The sequence below is a fragment of the Tessaracoccus sp. genome (genome assembly GCF_016714275.1).
Classification (GTDB): Bacteria; Actinomycetota; Actinomycetes; order Propionibacteriales; family Propionibacteriaceae; genus Arachnia.
Genome location: NZ_JADJNP010000001.1, coordinates 1,148,478 through 1,164,004, shown reverse-complemented (window position 1 = coordinate 1,164,004; position 15,527 = coordinate 1,148,478). Strand labels below are relative to the sequence as shown.

Genomic DNA, 15,527 nt, shown 5'->3' with positions numbered 1-15,527 from the left:
TTCGCCCGGCTCTGGTCACAGCTGTCGGCGCTAGTAGATGAAGATAGCGAACCATTCGGGGTTGTGCGCGTGGACGATCGCCATGAAGACGATGGCGTCGAACAGCAGGTGCACCACAAGGACGTAGAGCAGAGAGCCGGTGCGCGCGAAGAGGAAGCCTTGGATGAGGGCGAAGGGGATGGTCAGGAGCGGACCCCACTCGCGGTAGCCGAGCTCCCAGAGGAACGAGACGAAGATGGTGGCCTGCAGCAGGTTCGCGAGCCACACGGGGAAGTGGCGGCGCAGCAACGCGAAGCAGGTGCAGATGAAGAACAGCTCGTCCCAGGTGCCGACGGCGTTGACGCCGACGAAGAACCGCAAGAGTTCGCTGGTGTCGGTGATGTGCGGCCAATTGAGGTAGGCGCCGGAGCGGATGAAGTAGAACGGCAGGATGGCCCAGCCGAGGAACGGCACCGCGAAGACGTAGATCGTCTCGGTCTTCGTCCACCGGTGCTCGCCCCGCCAAGGGAATCGGATGGCGCGGCGGCGGTAGACGACGCGGTCGATGAACAGCGGCGTCGTGACGGCGAGGATCAGGACGGTGCCGATGACGAGGAAGCGGTCCCAGCTGACGTCCGCCTCGACCGACGTCGTGCTGACGATGGCGACGCCGACGCCGATCAGCAGCAGGTCTTTGCCCAACTCGCGGCTCCGCACGAACGCGCCGACGAGGCTGAGCACCAGGAGGAGGTGTCCCCAGCCGGCGAGCTGAAACCCGAAGAGCAGGAACGCGGCTACGGAGACCCCCGCGGCTGGGAGGAGATCGGCGACGTTCCATGCTGGGGTTGCAGGGGTGGTCGGTGAGGTCGTCGGCGCTGGCGGTGAGCTCATGGTTCAGCATGTCAGAAAGATCGCCGTCGCGCCGCGACGATAGTCGGGCAGGATGGCAGGCATGAGAGAGCCGCTCGACGTCCTCGTTTTCTACGTTCCTGTCGTGGATACCGACGATGTGCTCGCTGCGTTGTTCGCCGTCGGCGCCGGGCGCGTGGGCCACTACGACAGCTGCGCGTTCGTGGCGGCCGGGACCGGGCAGTTTCGTCCGTTGCCGGGCGCCGACCCCGCGATCGGCGAAGTGGGGGCGTTGGAGAAGGTGGCGGAGAACCGCGTGGAGCTGACCTTCCCGAGGTCGCTGCGCGAGCCGGTGGTTCGGCGCCTCCGCGAGGCGCATCCCTACGAGGAGCCTGCCTTCCACGTGCTGCGGAACGAGGCGAGCGGATAGAGATCTACCGCTGGTTGAGCCGGACCCCCGCGCGGAGCGCCGGGTCCGTGTCGAAACCAATAGACGGTACGAGGCGTATCAGGAGACGTCGAGAGTCACACGTCCAAGAGGAGCGTGAGGTCGGCGAGGTTGCGACGCGCGCGCGGGGCGAGGTCACGCTCACGGATAGCCGGGGCGACGTCGTCGGAGTCGTCGTGGCGCCCGACGGCGACCACCGCCACGGGTCGCAGGCCCTCGTCGAGGCCGAACGCTTCGCTGAGTGCCTCCGCCGTGAACCCGCCCATCTGGTGGGTGACCAGGCCGCGATGGGTGGCCTCGATGCTGAGGTGTGCGACCGCCTGGCCGAGGTCGTACTCGGCCCAGCGCATCGGCTTGCCGTCGCGAGTGACCTCGGCGATGGCGACGATGAGCGCCGACGCGTTCGGTGCCCATTCGCGGTTGAAACCGGTGAGGGCGTCGGCGATGGTGTCGAAGGTGGTGGTGCCGCGGCGGGCGACGACGAACCGGGTCGGCTGCAGGTTCGCCGCCGACGGCGCCCAGCGGGCGGCCTCGCCGAGCGCGGTGAGGTCGTCGGCGGAAAGCTCGAAGGTGGGGTCGAACGCGCGCGGGCTCCAGCGTTGCGCGATCGGATGTGCGACGGGGACGCGGGTGGGGTTGCGCACGGCGGTAGTCATCTTCGTTTCCTGTCTTCGAGGTCTTCCCCTTCAGGATATCGAAGATGCTTGAAGTCTCAACTAAGAGGTCGGGCGTACGGTTGTGCCGAACGCGAACAGCTCAACCAGCGGGGGTCAGCCGGGCCGCGAGGTCGGCGTGGCCGAAGTGGTCGGCCCAGCCGGCCGGGGTGAAGCCGAACGCGCCGTCGACCGCCGTCGGGTCGGCGCCATGCTCGAGGAGGTAGTCGACGACGTCTTGATCGCCTGCCGCGGCGGCGTAGTGGAGGGCGGTGACGCCGGTCTCGGTCGGGTTGGCCACTGGGAAGCCCGCGTCGATCAGTTCGCGAACGACGGCCCAGTGCCGTAGAGCGGCGACGTCGGCGAGCAGGGTCGGCTCGTCGCGGACGAGCTGGCCGATATCTCGGGAGCCGAGGAGTTGCTGGACCTCGCCGTCGTTTCCGGCGTAGGCGAATCGGACGAGCGGATCGTCCTGCAGCACCTGGACGCGGTAGAGGTCGCGCAGCAGGCAGATCTCGGCGCCGTGTGCCATCGTCTCGCGGTTCAGGTGCATGCCCAAGGCGGCCATGGAGTCGTCGGCGAATGGTCCACCTTTCGGGCCGAGCGGGCGGAGGAGGGCGTCGTCGTCGAGGGCGGCGATGCCGTCGCGCCAGAGGGTGTAGCCCTGTTCGAGGAGCGAGAGGCCGCCCGCGGCGGTGAGGGGGAGCGGTTCTGGCCAGTGGCGGTCGTCGTACATGTCGGCGTCGTCCGGGGCGTCGGAGCCGCCGAAGAACGCGCGGGCGCGTTTGCCGAGCACGTCCCTACCGATGTGTGCCATGCGCCAGGCGATCGTGGTGATCGGCGGGACGGGGGGTTCGGGGGAGAGGGACTCGATGCGGACGACGCCGTCGTCACCTTCGCCGAGCGACCACGCTCCGTCGCTCGGCTCCCACAGGTACTCGTCATCGGTCAGGTCCTTCAGGCGCGGTTGGAGGTGGAAGTTCCAGTAGAAGTCGAGCTGGTCAAGCAGGAGGTCGCGCCACGAGGTCGTCATGACTCCATGGTGGCACTGCGCGGGGCTCGGCGGCAGTGGCGGCCACGCCGGAAATCGGGCCGTGGCGGCTGTCCAGGTAGGCTGTCCGGGTGAATGCACTGCTCCTGGTCCTGTTGATGCCCAACTGGATGAACCCCGAGTACATCATCCACTGGTTGGGGAACTGGGCCCTGTGGGGGTGCGCCTTCATCATCTTCGCGGAGTGCGGGCTGTTCGCCATCCTGCCCGGCGACTCCCTGCTCTTCACCATCGGCATGTTCGTCGCGCTGGGGTCCATCGACCTCACGGGAGACCCGGTCAGCACGCTGATCCTGACGTGCATCATCCTGACCATCGCCGCGATCGCGGGCAACGCGGTGGGGTACTGGCTAGGCAGACTGATCGGCCCACCCATCTTCAAACCCCGCGACGGTTTCATCGGCAAGCTGTTCGACCCGAAGTACGTCGCCCGCACGCACGATTTCATGGAGCACTACGGCTCCCGCGCCCTGATCCTTGCGCGCTTCGTGCCCATCGTGCGCACCTTCGTCACGCTCGTGGCGGGGGTCGCGAAGATGAGCTTCCGCACGTTCATGATCTACACCGCCATCGGCGGCGTTCTCTGGGCGACGGGCATCACCGTTCTCGGCTACTTCCTGGGCACCGTGCCGTTCATCCACGACAACCTCGAGGTTGCGCTGATCCTGATTGTCGCCGTGTCGCTGATCCCGATGGGCGTCGAGTACCTCCTGCATAAGCGCCGCCGCGCCGCCGCGCCCGCCGCCGAGGCGACGGAGTAGGCACCCGGCCACAGAAAGCAATTGTCCAACAGGCTGTTGGCCAATTGCCGAGGCTGCTCGGTTAGGCGCGCAGCGCCGGTTCAGGAAGGCCGGTGGGGAGGCCGTCGAGGCTGACCCGGTTCTTCTCCTGCTGGTAGGCGACGATGCCGTCGTCGCCCTTCTTCGCCGCCCATTGGGCCATGGTCTGTCGGTCGCCCTGAAACGCCATGAGGGGGACGCCGAAGCCGCAAGAGGTCTGCACCAAGTCGATGTCGAGGACGAAGATGTTGCGGGCGCCCTGCATGGGTGGGAACAGGCCGAGCAAGTCGTCCCAGTCGGAGTCGCCGGCATGGACGGCGCGTCCGGTGCCGTAAAGGCGCAGGATCAGCGGCTTGGCGTCGACCGAGCAGAACATGAGGGTCATGCGCGGGTGGTCCAGGAGGTGCGCGGCGGTCTCGTTGCCGCTGCCGGTGCCGTTGAGCCACGCCACGCGGGTGGGGGTGAGCACCCGCAGCGAGTCGAGGCCCTTGGGCGAGATGTTGACCCGGCCGTCGCGTGCCGCGGTTCCGACGAAGAACACGTGCTGCGCCTCGATGAAGCTCCTCAGCCGTTCGGAGATCTCGGAAAACTGCTGTCCCATAGCCCCATCCTTGCGGGCGCGCGCGTGGTCTGTCTGCTGGGTCTCACGCCTCACCGTGCTGACGGGATTGGCCCGCTCGGGCGCGACGTCGTCGATCCCGTTGTCTGACACCGGATATCGCGGATGTGGGCAGTGCGTAGTCTGCGTTCGGGACGTCTACAGGAGGTGCGTGATGACGGCGGAGTCGATCCAAGGGGCTGCGGCGCGGATGCGCCGGGCGGTCGTGGCGCTGGCGCTGGCGACGGTGCTGCTGCTGGCCGGCAGCGTGGTGTTCGGTAGTGAGGAGGCGCACGCCGCGGCGTCGGGATGTGTCGCCAAGGTCTACCGCAAGGGCGCCAGCGGTAAGTGCGTCACGTACATTCAGCGGATTCTGAATGCCTCGAACGTGACCAAGGACATCGACGACGACGGTGAGTACGGGCCCGCGACGAAGAAGGCCGTCGAGGCGCTGCAGCGGAACCGCGGCATCAAGGACGACGGCGTCGTCGGTCCGCACACGTGGAAGAACCTTTGTGCGGTGACGCAGTCTGGGGCGGCGACATCGAAGTCGAAGGCCGGGTGCGCGAGAATCAAGGGTTGGACGAGGGCGTTCACGCACAAGGACTTGAGGATCTCGGCCTGCAACAACGGCACACACAACGAGCTGCGATTCGAGCTGGGCTCGTCGAAGAAGGCGATTTCCCACGTGGCCGTGGGAAGCATGTCTTTCGGCGTGAAGCTCGGCACGAAGCGCAAGAACGCTCACGTGAAGGCCGCCTGGGGCGACGCCAAGTGGCCGGTGCAGATCCTGCCCGAGACGGGCAAGCTTGAGTACGTGCACATCGGCTGGGTGACGCTGAAGCGTGCGAAGTACGCGCCCTGCAAGTGACTCCGCCGACCTTCGGCATGAGCTCGGTGTGACGGCGCGGCTCTTGCCTGCGGTGCCCTCGACCCGCATGGACACATGACAAGAGTCTCGGTATCAACTCGGGGAGAGCTGTTGCAGGATCCGTCGGGAGACCGTGAGCCACGCCTCGAAGTCGGGGGTCTCCTCCCATAGCTCGTAGAGCTCAGAGTGTTCAGCGTCCGAGAGCGTGCGCTTCACCTGCGCGTGGATGAACGCGACATTCTCGGGCGTGAAGTGCACAGCGACGGCCGAAAGGTCGAGATCACTGACTGGCGACGGCGCATTCCGCCGGATCGCGACGGCGACCTCGGCAAGCGCGAGCGCCATCTGCCCGCCGTCGACCTCCAGGTACTCCTCGTCCTCGAAGGCCCAAGCCAGGCCGTCGAGGTTGAAGTCGCCGGCCCGGAGGTCGGCGACGAAGTCCATAGCGCCGTCGTTCTCGAATGGCCCGACCCCCCATGCTCCCATGGCGGGATCGTACCGGTCGACGGCGTCGCGAAAATGTCGGTGGCGTCGAGGAACATGGTGGACATGGCCGGGTCAACTGCCCACCTCGGCGGGCTTCGCAACGTTCTGGCGCATGAAGAGAAGATGTAGCATGTAGATGCTACATTGAGGTGATGGAGAGCATTACGATGACGGAGTTCAACCGACGGGTCTCTGCTGTGACCCGGAAGGTCATCGAATCGGGTGAGCCGCTTCAGGTGACGAATCGGGGTCGGGTGGTGCTGCGGCTCGTCCCGGAGTCGCAGACCTCGGAGGACCCGCTAGAGGCGCTCGTCGCGGCTGGGCTGGCGACGGCGGCGGTCGCACCGCGTCGTCGACTTAGGCGCCGCGAGCCTGTACCCCTCTCTTTGGGCGTCGACGAGCTGCTTGACGAGGTGAATGCAGATGCTGAGTTCTGAGGCTCGCCCCCGAACGCGCTGGTATCTCGACGCGTCGGTCGCGCTGCGCCTCCTGCTCGGACACAGTGCCGAGGCAGTGGACTGGTTCGACGAGCGCGCGGCCGCCGGCGACGCCTTTGTGTCGTCGCGACTGCTGGAGCTTGAGATCACGCGCGTCTACCGGCGGGAGGGCCTCGCGGTTGGCGAGGTGGGGGAGTTCGTCGAGAGGGTCAACCTGCTTGCCGTCGATGATGCGCTGGTGGCGGAGGCCGGGGCTATCCGTCCGCATATCAAGTCACTAGACGCGCTCCACCTGGCCTCGGCACAGCGCATCGGCGTGGGAGCGGTGTCTGTGGTCACGCACGATGCGGCGATGGCGAAGGCGGCCGACATGCTGGGGTTTGACGTCTTCGACCCCGTCGCCTGAGGGTCGCGGCTGGCGGTTTCTCGGGCTAGGCCCGAGACATGACCACGTGGATCACGCCCGACGGGGAGGTGACGCTCTCGACGCGGCTGAAGTTCGCCTCGATGCCCTCGAGCCCCTCCCAGAGGTTGACCCCGCGGCCGACGACGATCGGCACCACGACCAGGTGCAGGTAGTCGACGAGGTCGGCGGCGAGGAACTCCTTGACCGTCGTCGGGCCGCCGCCGATGCGGATGTCGCCCGGCGCCAGCTCGTGCGCGGCCGCAATGGCCTCGTGCGGCGTCGCGTCGAGGAAGTGGAACGTGGTGTCGCCCACCTCCAACGCCGGGCGGGGGTGGTGCGTGAGGACGATGACCGGCGTGTGGAACGGGGGAGTGTCACCCCACCAGCCCTTCCATCCGTCGTCGGTCCAGGGGCCACGCGACGGCGTGAACTTGTTGCGCCCCATGATCTCGACGCCGATGCCGTCGCCCCAGCCGCGGACGAACGCGGCGTCGATGCCCTCGGCGACGCGACCCCCGCCGTGGATGGCGCTTCCCATGGGGGTGTCGAAGAACCACTCCATGAGCCGCGCGCCGACGTGCCCGAACGGTGCCTCAAGGCTCTGTCCCTCGCCGGTGGCGTACCCGCCGAGGGAGATGGCCAGGTGGTGTACTCGCTGCGCCATTGTGGTCTCCTTCTGTGCTCTTCGCTTGTGCTCATCCTCGTACGGAGATCGGCATCGCGGTAGGGGGGGCAGCAGACCGACGCACAGGTGCCTGGTGCTCCGCAGGCGGGCCGCGGAGACGGACTTTCGCGTCGGTCGTGCTGCAGCGGTGTCCGGCTGGGGGCGATATGCCCGACTGACGGCTGTTGGCAATTGTCGGATGCCCGTGATCTCGATTGTGGTCCCACTGAGACCGCAATCGTCGGGAATGGCGAGATGACAGAGCCACTCGACGTATAGTGTTCTACGTCCCGATCGCGGACACCGACGGCGTGCTGGCCGCGCTGTTCGACGCCGGTGCAGGCCACGTGGGCTACTACGACGGCTGCGCGTTCGTGGCCGCGGGAACGGGCCAGTTCCGCCCGTTGGGTAGCGCGAAACCCGTGATCGGAGAGGTGGGATCGCTAGAGAAGGTGGCCGAGAACCGCGTCGAGCTGACGTTCCCGAGGTCGCTGCGCGAGAAGGTGGTGGCGCGCCTGCGTGAGGCGCACCCCTACGAGGAGCCGGCCTTCCACGTCCTGCAGAACGAAGCCGACTCACCGCTGGTTGAGCCTTCCCCGCTGGTTGAGCCGGGCCCACGGCGACGAAGGAGCCGCAGCCCGTGTCGAAGCCAATGAGCCCGGCCACCGCGACGAATAAGCCGCAGCCTGCGTCGAAACCAACAGCCCCAACCACCGAAGCTGGACCGCCGTTGACCAGGTTGCCCGCGCCCAGGCGATCGCGACGATTGCGCACCGAGGCCAGGTCGACAAGCTGGGCCTCGACTACATCCATCACCCGGCGGCGGTTGCGGCCGCGTTCGATCCCATCACGCAGACGGTCGAGCACTGCGCGGCGTGGCTCCACGACGTCATTGAGGACACCGACATCACGGCTGATGACCTCGCAGCGGCGGGGATCAGCGCCGAGGTGATCGACGTCGTCTTGCTCCTCACCCGAGTGGACGGCCAGGGCGACGAGTACTACAAGCGGATTGCGGCCAACGAGTCCGCTCGCGCGGTCAAGCTGGCCGACCTCGCGCACAACACGTCCCCGGAGCGGGTGTCTGCACTACCCGCAGACGTCCAGGCGAGGCTGCGAGAAAGTACACGCACGCTCACGAACTCCTTGGCGCTACGCCGTCGTGGGAGTCCAGAGCCGCGAGGCTGTGAGGCTCCACACCGGGCTGGCGGCTTGGCCGATGCGACAGGAACGGCCACTACTTGCCTTCCTGCGCCGCCTTCCACACCTTGTACTGAGGGCGGATACACGTCCCGCAGGGGCGGAACCCCGCGGCGACGGCGGTCGCCTCGTCCGCGAAGAACACGCGGTGCTGGATATACACGGCTGCATGCTCGGGGTTGCTCAGGGCGCGCCGGGCGGCCGAGCAGTCGAGATGTCCGTAGATCTTGTGCAGCCCGTTGCCGCCGAGCTGTCCCCTCGACGCGGATGCGTAGGGGAGACCATCTGCTCCCATCAGGGTGAAGGTCTTGGGCTTGGTCATGTGTCTCCTGCGCGTCGTGGTAGCTCGACCTTACCGAGGACTACGCCTGCTCAAGGCAGCTACCACTAGCTGTCGTTCATTTGGTCGCGTGTGAGAGGTGGCCCGTATTGCCAGCCGCCGTCGCGTGTGGGGACGAACAGATCGATGGCGCCCACCGGCCCGTCCCCGCCGTTTCCCTGGCAGACGTCGCAGCCGAACGCATCGAGCAGCATCGCGCGGTGCCGCTGCCACATCAGCGCAGCGCTTATGGAAGATCTTGTCCACGGTCCGCCGTACATTTTGCACACCCCGTCGGCGCCTCCGCGTAGCGGGCACCCGGTCAGCGCGGGAGCGATGCGAACGGGCACCGGGGTGGGGTTGCCGACATCCACGCCTGCCATCGTGGGAAGGGCAGTGAGTCCGGTCTGGTCCCAGCGCAGCACGACCGCCTGGCCGTGGAACAGGGCCAGGTCGAGGACCTCGTCTTCATCGACGCCTCGGATCAGCGCGCCGCCTTCGACCCACTGCCGGTCCGGTGAGGTGCTCACGGTCAAGCACCAGTCCCACTCGTGGAAGTCGAGCCGCCACCGCAACTGGTGCAGCGACTGCGCGTTATCGGTCCGTGTGGTGGGTCGTCCGAAAGCGTTCACGCCGGACAGGACGTAGACCGCACTGTCCTCGGACTCGAATAGGAGGGGTCCGCTGAAGGTTTGGTTGACCTCCGGGGTTTATGCCGCCAGTCTAGCGGTTGGTTTCATGATGAGTTCGAACTCGACCGGGGTGAGTTTCCCGAGCCTGCGTTGACGGCGTTTCCGGTGGTACTTCCCCTCGATCCAGGACACGATCGCTAGCCGCAGTTCCTCTCGTGTACTCCAGGACCGTCGGTCGAGGACGTTCTTCTGCAGGAGCGCGAAGAACGACTCCATCGCGGCGTTGTCACCGCATGCCCCCACGCGGCCCATGGAGCCGGTCAGGCCGTGGCGTTTGAGGGCCTTCAGGAAGCGTCTGGAGCGGAATTGCAGGTTCACCGCGTACACCGCTCAGGCCCAGGACCCTTGGGCCGTGCGGACTTGTGCCGCCAGGCAAGGTGTGAGTGCGTTGCGGGGGAGTCGCCCCGCGGACGCTCGGCCGTGACCGGTCGCGACGGCCCGTCCAGATCAGGCTCGCCGGAACCCGCTGGGGCTTGTCCGCCCCGCCCGCAGTCACCAGTCCGGCGCCCGAAGGCTTGGAGGGCCCGGCTGACGGGGCCAAGCCGCGCCGCGCCTTCGACCGCCCGTGTGTTCAACCCTTTCCAGACGGCGGTCAGGGCCCGGCCGGCGGGCGACCTTGCCAGCGCCGCCTGCTCCGCGCCGGGACCATCTTCGTTGGGATTCCGCCTGCCTTCCGCCACGTCCCGGCCCACGGCTCGCGCAGCTGACTGTGCAGGATCCGACCGTCCCCCAACCCCCCCTGAGCCTTAAGTCCACTCCTCACGCTGGCGAAGGACGGTAGCGGCCACTCGCTCGGCCAGGCGCTGCCGCCGTGACGAAACCGCGACCCCACCCCCCCCCCCCCCCCCCCCCCCACGTCGCCCGCGACATCCCCGCAACCGCCCCCCCGCACGCCGTCTTTCGACAGCCCGCCCATCACACACCTTCCGACGGGGCGAACCGCCTTGGGACCCGCGGTCGGAATGCACGATCACCCCGGCGGGCCGGCCTCGGTGGGCCACTGCCATCTGGAGCGCGTTGACGGCGATACGGGCCTTCATCCGCGAATCGATCGAGTAGCCCACGATCCGGTTGGAGAACACGTCCTTGATCGCACAAAGGTAGACCTTGCCCTCGCGGGTGCGGTGCTCGGTGATGTCGCTCAGCCATAGCTCGTTGGGGCCGTCGGCGCTGAACTGCCTGTTGACCAGGTCATCGTGGACGGGAGCGCCGGCCTTCTTGTACCGGGTCTTGCGCCTGGTGAACACCGACTGGATGCCAGCGACCCGGCACAGCCGCCACACTCTGCGCTCCGACAACTCGTAGCCCAACTCGGCAATGTCATCGGCCAGGACGCGGTAGCCGCCCTCCGGGTCATCATCGTGGAGCTGGTGGAGCACGTCGATCAGCTCACGCTCTTCGGCCTCGCGGGCCGACACCGGCTGCTTGAGCCACTTGTAGTAGCCCTGCTTGGAGAATCCCAACACCCGACACGCGACCGCCACCGGCACCCTCACGGTGGCACCGGACCGCAGCCATCTCCTTCACGAGCGGGTAGATCATTTTGGGGCGTGATGTGAGCCTGCGACAGATACGCCGCCGCTCGCCGTAGGACCTCGTTCTCCATCTCCAGCTCGTGGATCCTGCGTAACGCCTGGGCCATGTCCTTGCGCTGCTCAGGATCGGTGGTCGGGGTCATCCCGTGGGACTGGAAGCGAGCGTCGCGGACCCAGGCTTGAAGGGTGGTCTTGGCCATCCCCATGTCCTTGGCGACCTGCTTCTGCGGGATGCCTGGGGCGACCAGCGCGACCCGCGTCGCGCCTGAACTCGTCGGTGTAAGCGATCTTCGGCATGGATGCCATCCTTCCAGCACCACCTCTCGTGAGAGTCATGCGATCTTGGAGTCAACCAAACCTTCAGCAGTCCCGTGCGGTGCCTGGATGCGACAGCGCCACACCGGGGTCGGCGGAGCCCGGGCTGAACCACCCCGGGTTTAGTGGAGAGTTGTGTGTTCTTCGGCGGCGGTCGCCGCGGAAGGGTTCTGAGAGCATCGTAGGCGTGCTCGTATGCGGCGGGTGCGGTAGTCGCACCAGGTGTGTGCGGGCCGTGTTGTCCAGTCGACCCATCGGAGAACTTCCAACTCGACGTGCTCAAGAGTGCGCCACGGCCCTCGACGCCGGATCAGCCGGTCTTGAAGACACGGTTCAACGCCTCGGCGGCGGCGTTGTCGTAGGAATCGCCCTGGACCCGACCGAGGCGACGATTCCGAGTTCCTCCAACCGTTCGGTGGCGGATCGCTCGATACTGGACGCCGCGGTCGGCGTGGTGGACCAGACCCGACAGCACCCCCGTCGCGCGCGCCGGATGGCCTGCTCGAGGGCGTCCAGGGCCGGGTCGGTGTGCAGTGATCCGGAGACCCGCCAGCCGACGATCCTGGAGACAGGTCCATCACGCCACGTGGACGAACCGGCCCATGTTGGCCGTAGTGATGTCAGCGACCCACCGGTTGTCCGCGCCGGGGACGTGAAGTCGCGGTTGGGGTTGGTCTGCCGGATGGGCGTCCTTGGCCGGTGGGGTCGTGCGGGGCCGCTTGTGATCACCGGCGACCGCTCCGGTCAGACCCAACGCCCTCATACGGCGGGCCGGTGCACCGGGCCACCGGTGGATAGTGGGCCCCGGTGGTCCGGCCGTGCTCGTCTCGGACCTCCTGCCGGTTGAGGACCTTCCACATCTTCATCACCCCGTAGACCTGGTAGTTCGCCTGGTAGGTCGCTTGGATGCGCTCATCCAGCGCCGCGTCGGCCAGCGCCCGCTGCGACGGTGAGCGCTTTTGGCCGCGTAGTAGGTGCTCCGGGCGATCTGGGCGCCGGCTTGGGGCACGGCGCAGATCGGCTCGACCCCGAAGCGGTCCGTGCTGATCGATGTAGTTGATCAACGTGGAGAGGGGCGGTCGAGCTCCGCGTGCTCCTATGTCAAGCGGCCGCGGGAAGGCCGTGGTCGCGGTCTTGTTGCCGGGACGCTAGCGTGATCGCGGCGTCGGTCCTCAGGGCGGCGAACACGGTGTCGGAGAGGCGCCGTCGTAGGAGTCGGAGTCCAGCGACTCGGTCCTTGCCCCGGGCTTGCTGTTTTGTCAGGTAGTCCTTGCCAGGACCGATGCCGCGGGCTTGGGTGACGGCGATCATGGCAGTGCCCAGTTCATCTGGCGGTTCCCGCCTCGGTTGAGCCGGACCTTGCCGACGGAGGAACCCGACCACACCGGGACGGGTGCTGTGCCCGTGAACCGTGCATAGGCGTCCTTGTTCCGGAATCGCTCAACGCCAGCGGTCTCGCCGACGATCAGGGCTGCTGACAAGACACCGCAGCCTGGGATCTCCAGCAGGGCCGGCGCGTGCTGCTTGACCAAGGTGGTCAGTTCCTTGTCGAGTTGGGCGATCTGCTGGTTCAACTCACCGATGCGCTGCGTCAGCTCCCTGGCTAGCCGGGCGACGGTGCCCGACATCGACGCGAGCACGGTGCGCACGCGCTTGAGGTGGTTGTGATGCCGTAGGCCTCGGGCAGGAATATCCAGGTCAGGTCAGCTCGTGCGGGAACCAGCGGATCTGGCAACAGGCGCGGGTCCGCTGCATCACCAAGTCGCGGCGATGGTCCGACAGGAGCTTGATGTCGCGAGCTGGCCCGTCGGTTGGGCTGTCGGCAGGTCGGGATGGCGCAGGGCGGCGATGGCACCGCCGGCATCGATGGGATCTGACTTGCCCGGTTGCCGTGCGATGCGGCGAGTCTCACCCATCAGTCGTGGGCGCAAAGGACCTTCTGGCCGGCGCGCAGCAGGTCACGTTCGAGCCGACGGGTGACGTGCCTGCAGTCCTCGAGAGCGAAGATGACCTCGTCGAACTGCTCGGCCCAGGTCAGCAACCGCAGGTGGCCATCGGTGTTTGTGCCGACCGTGATCTGGCCTAGATTCTCCGACTGGATCAACGGCGACAGTGTGTGGGACTTCATGTGGCAGTCGGCCCGATCGTGATAAGCATCCTGTTCTCCCTCCATGGTGACGTGGCACCAGGCCTGGCCACCGGACTGGTGGGCAGGCGTCAATCGAGAGCCTGGCAAGCTCCTATCAGGCCACGCCCGCCCCGATGGCTAGGCGTCCGGCAGAGCCGCACATCGGACGAAGCCACAACCTCAGGCAACGAAGAAAGGAGGCTCTGCCGGACACTTCAAGCGTGGCATTGACGCGAAGAAAGCCGAGGCCGACCTCAGTATCGCGTTCGCTCGACGGGCTCCCGGTTCTCCTTCTCCAGCTGCACGAGCCGAGCATGCGGATCGGTCTCCACCGCCGACGACCCGACCCCGCCGGGGCCCGCAGCCAGTTCCGCAGCGTCGATCCCGGGATCCCGCTGCTCGCCCACCTGGTTGCAGGCGCGCTTGACCGGCATCCCCGGGTTCTCCTGATCGTCTCGTTGACCGTGCGGACCGCACGCTCACGCAACTCGTCGTTGTACTTCCTTGGTGCAGGCATGACTCCACCTCCTGAAGCGGTCAAGACCCTCCACCAAACCCGGGGCGGTTCAGCTCACCATCGCGGAGAAGACCGACTCCCGCAGCCAGGTCCTCAAACGGCTCGTGAGCCTGGACCTGCTCGTGATCGACGACTGGTTCCTCAGCGCGCCGACCCGGGACCAGGTCAAGAACCTGCACACCCTGATCGACAGGCGCACTCGGGTGGGCTCCACGATCTTCGCCACCCAACTCCCGCCAGCGAAGTGGCACGACCGGATGGAGGAGAAGATCCTCGCCGACGCGATCATCGACAGGATCACCGCAGCAGCTCACACCGTGACCGTGAACTGCGTCAAGTAGTTGGCAGGATTTCTTCTCTTTCGAAGTTGGGGATGGTGGGGTCGGCCAGGCCCAGGTGCACCTCCATCGGCCGGTTCCAGGCGATGGCCTCGTGCGGGCGGATCTCGTTGTACTCGATGCGGTAGTCCTCGGCGCGTTCGACGAGCGTGAGCGCGTCGGGGATGTCGTCGAGGAACAGCCGCTCGTACTTCAGCGTCCTGAACCCGCGTTCGCGTGACCCGTTCTGCCCGGGCGATTTCACTCGGGTGCGGACGCCGCAGCTCCGGGGTGGCGCATGATGAACAGCTCGAAGTTCAGCGACCGGAACGGTCCCGTGTCCGTGACGATCGTGACGACGGGCAGTAGCTCTCCGTCTCGGCATCGACCTCGCACTGGTCGATGAGCGGGTGCCCGAACATGACCTCGTAGTCGGCGAGGGCGAGCTCGATCGCGGCGATCGCGTCATGCTGATTCGCCGTCGGTGACGTGAAACGGATGCTCGACCTTGGAGAACCAGTCCCGCACCCCGCGATCCGCCACGTCCCGCCGGTGGTGGTCTCGAACTCGCTGAAGTCCAGCTGCCACACCTGATTCGGTCCCGTCGGGTTCCTCGCGAACGCGGCCTTGCGGTCCTTCGCCAGCTCCCGACGCTGCTTCTGATATTCGGACGGCAGGATCAGCCCGTCATCGCGCAGCAGCCGCAGCACGGTTGCCTGCGACACTATGCCCGTCGTGGCGGGTCATCGCCCAGATCTTCCGATGCCCCCACTCCGGCTTCTTCAACGCATGCGCGGTGACCAGCGGCCGGGCCGCGTCCCGCGCCGGCTGCGGCCACGGACCCTTCACCGGCCGTTCGATCTTCGCCTTGGCCTGCCAGCGCCGCCAGGTCCGCTCGGGCATGTCGATCAGCTTGCAGAACCTCGCGGTCGACATGCCCGACTCCACACGGATCACCTCGAGGTCCTCGAAGGGCCCAGACGGCCCTCGGCACTCTTCTTCCACACACGGATCTCGACCGCCGCCTCGCCGAGGGCCTGGGTCAGCTCGGCGACCTCGTCCTGAAGCTGCTGCTCCCGCGACGAGGGCTTGACTTGCCCGCCTCGATGCCGGCCCTCCCGCCCTCGAGGAACTGACGCTTCCAGTTCCCGATCGCCTGCTCGGACACCTTCTCACGACGGGCCGCCTCAGCGATCGAGATCTCACCCCTGCAGCACGGACAACACAATGCGGAGCTTCTTCTCCACCGGGATCGTCGGGGGACGACTCATGACTCAGACGTT

General features: G+C 67.0%; 23 protein-coding genes and 2 pseudogenes. 7 read left to right on the top strand and 18 right to left on the bottom strand.

Annotated elements, in window-relative coordinates:
- Positions 1–30: 30 nt before the first annotated feature.
- Positions 31–870: a CPBP family glutamic-type intramembrane protease gene (locus IPJ61_RS05450; protein WP_297103918.1), complete on the bottom strand. Its 840-nt coding sequence runs from the start codon at positions 868–870 to the stop codon at positions 31–33.
- A gap of 61 nt (positions 871–931) precedes the next feature.
- Between IPJ61_RS05450 and IPJ61_RS05445 the strand changes: the two genes are divergently transcribed.
- The gene (locus tag IPJ61_RS05445) at positions 932–1,258 is read left to right on the top strand and encodes a YqfO family protein (protein WP_297103916.1); all 327 of its coding nucleotides are present in this window, start codon (positions 932–934) and stop codon (positions 1,256–1,258) included.
- 95 nt (positions 1,259–1,353) lie between these two features.
- Here the strand turns inward: IPJ61_RS05445 and IPJ61_RS05440 are convergent, their stop codons facing one another.
- Entirely contained in the window at positions 1,354–1,932 is a 579-nt protein-coding gene (locus IPJ61_RS05440) for a nitroreductase family protein (RefSeq protein WP_297103914.1), read from the bottom strand.
- A 100-nt stretch (positions 1,933–2,032) separates the two neighbouring features.
- On the bottom strand, positions 2,033–2,962 hold the full coding sequence (locus IPJ61_RS05435; protein WP_297103912.1) for a DinB family protein: 930 nt from the start codon (positions 2,960–2,962) through the stop codon (positions 2,033–2,035).
- Positions 2,963–3,051: 89 nt separating this feature from the next.
- Between IPJ61_RS05435 and IPJ61_RS05430 the strand changes: the two genes are divergently transcribed.
- Positions 3,052–3,741 (top strand): DedA family protein, encoded by a 690-nt coding sequence (locus IPJ61_RS05430; RefSeq protein WP_297103910.1) that lies wholly within the window; start codon positions 3,052–3,054, stop codon positions 3,739–3,741.
- Positions 3,742–3,802: 61 nt separating this feature from the next.
- Here IPJ61_RS05430 and IPJ61_RS05425 read toward each other — a convergent pair whose 3' ends face one another.
- Positions 3,803–4,360: a pyridoxamine 5'-phosphate oxidase family protein gene (locus tag IPJ61_RS05425; protein WP_297103908.1), complete on the bottom strand. Its 558-nt coding sequence runs from the start codon at positions 4,358–4,360 to the stop codon at positions 3,803–3,805.
- A 172-nt stretch (positions 4,361–4,532) separates the two neighbouring features.
- On the opposite strand from IPJ61_RS05425, the gene IPJ61_RS05420 reads away from it, so the two are divergent.
- Positions 4,533–5,228 carry a peptidoglycan-binding domain-containing protein gene (locus IPJ61_RS05420; RefSeq protein WP_297103906.1) on the top strand — a complete coding sequence of 232 codons (696 nt, stop codon included), beginning with the start codon at positions 4,533–4,535 and terminating at the stop codon, positions 5,226–5,228.
- A 93-nt stretch (positions 5,229–5,321) separates the two neighbouring features.
- Here IPJ61_RS05420 and IPJ61_RS05415 read toward each other — a convergent pair whose 3' ends face one another.
- Positions 5,322–5,714: a DUF4259 domain-containing protein gene (locus IPJ61_RS05415; RefSeq protein WP_297103905.1), complete on the bottom strand. Its 393-nt coding sequence runs from the start codon at positions 5,712–5,714 to the stop codon at positions 5,322–5,324.
- 152 nt (positions 5,715–5,866) lie between these two features.
- Here IPJ61_RS05415 and IPJ61_RS05410 point away from each other — a divergent pair, with 152 nt between their 5' ends.
- Positions 5,867–6,151, top strand: a complete 285-nt coding sequence (locus tag IPJ61_RS05410) for a type II toxin-antitoxin system Phd/YefM family antitoxin (RefSeq protein ID WP_297103903.1) — start codon at positions 5,867–5,869, stop codon at positions 6,149–6,151.
- Positions 6,138–6,557, top strand: coding sequence for a type II toxin-antitoxin system VapC family toxin (locus IPJ61_RS05405; protein ID WP_297103902.1), 420 nt, complete (start codon positions 6,138–6,140; stop codon positions 6,555–6,557). Before IPJ61_RS05410 ends, IPJ61_RS05405 begins: the two co-directional genes overlap by 14 nt.
- Positions 6,558–6,582: 25 nt before the next feature.
- Here IPJ61_RS05405 and IPJ61_RS05400 read toward each other — a convergent pair whose 3' ends face one another.
- A complete protein-coding gene (locus tag IPJ61_RS05400; RefSeq protein ID WP_297103900.1) occupies positions 6,583–7,221 on the bottom strand; it encodes a dihydrofolate reductase family protein in 639 nt (212 codons plus the stop codon).
- A 278-nt stretch (positions 7,222–7,499) separates the two neighbouring features.
- On the opposite strand from IPJ61_RS05400, the gene IPJ61_RS05395 reads away from it, so the two are divergent.
- On the top strand, positions 7,500–7,877 hold the full coding sequence (locus tag IPJ61_RS05395) for a YqfO family protein (protein WP_297103898.1): 378 nt from the start codon (positions 7,500–7,502) through the stop codon (positions 7,875–7,877).
- Positions 7,878–8,458: 581 nt separating this feature from the next.
- On the opposite strand, the gene IPJ61_RS05390 is transcribed toward IPJ61_RS05395, so the two are convergent.
- The 8 genes and pseudogenes from IPJ61_RS05390 to IPJ61_RS05355 form a co-directional block, all read right to left on the bottom strand.
- Positions 8,459–8,743, bottom strand: a complete 285-nt coding sequence (locus tag IPJ61_RS05390; RefSeq protein ID WP_297103896.1) for a metal-binding protein — start codon at positions 8,741–8,743, stop codon at positions 8,459–8,461.
- 65 nt (positions 8,744–8,808) lie between these two features.
- Complete coding sequence (locus IPJ61_RS05385) at positions 8,809–9,372, bottom strand: DUF3293 domain-containing protein (RefSeq protein WP_297103894.1); 564 nt, start codon at positions 9,370–9,372, stop codon at positions 8,809–8,811.
- Between the two features lie 78 nt (positions 9,373–9,450).
- Positions 9,451–9,741: pseudogene (locus IPJ61_RS05380) on the bottom strand (IS3 family transposase); the annotation flags it as partial.
- A 503-nt stretch (positions 9,742–10,244) separates the two neighbouring features.
- Positions 10,245–11,264 (bottom strand): annotated as a pseudogene (locus tag IPJ61_RS05375) (IS3 family transposase); the annotation flags it as partial.
- A gap of 1,119 nt (positions 11,265–12,383) precedes the next feature.
- Positions 12,384–12,593, bottom strand: a complete 210-nt coding sequence (locus IPJ61_RS05370) for a hypothetical protein (protein WP_297103892.1) — start codon at positions 12,591–12,593, stop codon at positions 12,384–12,386.
- Positions 12,590–12,931: a transposase gene (locus IPJ61_RS05365; protein ID WP_297103890.1), complete on the bottom strand. Its 342-nt coding sequence runs from the start codon at positions 12,929–12,931 to the stop codon at positions 12,590–12,592. Before IPJ61_RS05365 ends, IPJ61_RS05370 begins: the two co-directional genes overlap by 4 nt.
- Before the next feature lie 266 nt (positions 12,932–13,197).
- On the bottom strand, positions 13,198–13,410 hold the full coding sequence (locus tag IPJ61_RS05360; protein ID WP_297103889.1) for a hypothetical protein: 213 nt from the start codon (positions 13,408–13,410) through the stop codon (positions 13,198–13,200).
- A 254-nt stretch (positions 13,411–13,664) separates the two neighbouring features.
- A complete protein-coding gene (locus tag IPJ61_RS05355; protein ID WP_297103888.1) occupies positions 13,665–13,844 on the bottom strand; it encodes a hypothetical protein in 180 nt (59 codons plus the stop codon).
- Between the two features lie 94 nt (positions 13,845–13,938).
- Here IPJ61_RS05355 and IPJ61_RS05350 point away from each other — a divergent pair, with 94 nt between their 5' ends.
- The gene (locus IPJ61_RS05350) at positions 13,939–14,268 is read left to right on the top strand and encodes an ATP-binding protein (protein ID WP_366505412.1); all 330 of its coding nucleotides are present in this window, start codon (positions 13,939–13,941) and stop codon (positions 14,266–14,268) included.
- Here the strand turns inward: IPJ61_RS05350 and IPJ61_RS05345 are convergent.
- From IPJ61_RS05345 to IPJ61_RS05330, 4 genes are all read right to left on the bottom strand, one after another.
- Complete coding sequence (locus IPJ61_RS05345) at positions 14,261–14,509, bottom strand: integrase core domain-containing protein (RefSeq protein ID WP_297103887.1); 249 nt, start codon at positions 14,507–14,509, stop codon at positions 14,261–14,263. The two genes, IPJ61_RS05350 and IPJ61_RS05345, sit on opposite strands and share 8 nt — an antisense overlap.
- A 52-nt stretch (positions 14,510–14,561) precedes the next feature.
- Positions 14,562–14,969: a hypothetical protein gene (locus IPJ61_RS05340; protein WP_297103886.1), complete on the bottom strand. Its 408-nt coding sequence runs from the start codon at positions 14,967–14,969 to the stop codon at positions 14,562–14,564.
- Complete coding sequence (locus tag IPJ61_RS05335) at positions 14,932–15,180, bottom strand: hypothetical protein (RefSeq protein WP_297103885.1); 249 nt, start codon at positions 15,178–15,180, stop codon at positions 14,932–14,934. Before IPJ61_RS05335 ends, IPJ61_RS05340 begins: the two co-directional genes overlap by 38 nt.
- 106 nt (positions 15,181–15,286) lie before the next feature.
- A complete protein-coding gene (locus IPJ61_RS05330) occupies positions 15,287–15,472 on the bottom strand; it encodes a helix-turn-helix domain-containing protein (protein WP_459251250.1) in 186 nt (61 codons plus the stop codon).
- Positions 15,473–15,527 lie beyond the last annotated feature (55 nt).

Excerpts from the sequence above, each read along its gene's own strand:
- IPJ61_RS05450 (WP_297103918.1), bottom strand. The coding sequence starts at position 870 with ATGAGCTCACCGCCAGCGCCGACGACCTCACCGACCACCCCTGCAACC.
- IPJ61_RS05445 (WP_297103916.1), top strand. The coding sequence starts at position 932 with ATGAGAGAGCCGCTCGACGTCCTCGTTTTCTACGTTCCTGTCGTGGAT.
- IPJ61_RS05440 (WP_297103914.1), bottom strand. The coding sequence starts at position 1,932 with ATGACTACCGCCGTGCGCAACCCCACCCGCGTCCCCGTCGCACATCCG.
- IPJ61_RS05435 (WP_297103912.1), bottom strand. The coding sequence starts at position 2,962 with ATGACGACCTCGTGGCGCGACCTCCTGCTTGACCAGCTCGACTTCTAC.
- IPJ61_RS05425 (WP_297103908.1), bottom strand. The coding sequence starts at position 4,360 with ATGGGACAGCAGTTTTCCGAGATCTCCGAACGGCTGAGGAGCTTCATC.
- IPJ61_RS05420 (WP_297103906.1), top strand. The coding sequence starts at position 4,533 with ATGACGGCGGAGTCGATCCAAGGGGCTGCGGCGCGGATGCGCCGGGCG.
- IPJ61_RS05415 (WP_297103905.1), bottom strand. The coding sequence starts at position 5,714 with ATGGGAGCATGGGGGGTCGGGCCATTCGAGAACGACGGCGCTATGGAC.
- IPJ61_RS05410 (WP_297103903.1), top strand. The coding sequence starts at position 5,867 with ATGGAGAGCATTACGATGACGGAGTTCAACCGACGGGTCTCTGCTGTG.
- IPJ61_RS05405 (WP_297103902.1), top strand. The coding sequence starts at position 6,138 with ATGCTGAGTTCTGAGGCTCGCCCCCGAACGCGCTGGTATCTCGACGCG.
- IPJ61_RS05400 (WP_297103900.1), bottom strand. The coding sequence starts at position 7,221 with ATGGCGCAGCGAGTACACCACCTGGCCATCTCCCTCGGCGGGTACGCC.
- IPJ61_RS05390 (WP_297103896.1), bottom strand. The coding sequence starts at position 8,743 with ATGACCAAGCCCAAGACCTTCACCCTGATGGGAGCAGATGGTCTCCCC.
- IPJ61_RS05370 (WP_297103892.1), bottom strand. The coding sequence starts at position 12,593 with ATGATCGCCGTCACCCAAGCCCGCGGCATCGGTCCTGGCAAGGACTAC.
- IPJ61_RS05360 (WP_297103889.1), bottom strand. The coding sequence starts at position 13,410 with ATGAAGTCCCACACACTGTCGCCGTTGATCCAGTCGGAGAATCTAGGC.
- IPJ61_RS05355 (WP_297103888.1), bottom strand. The coding sequence starts at position 13,844 with ATGCCGGTCAAGCGCGCCTGCAACCAGGTGGGCGAGCAGCGGGATCCC.
- IPJ61_RS05335 (WP_297103885.1), bottom strand. The coding sequence starts at position 15,180 with ATGTCGACCGCGAGGTTCTGCAAGCTGATCGACATGCCCGAGCGGACC.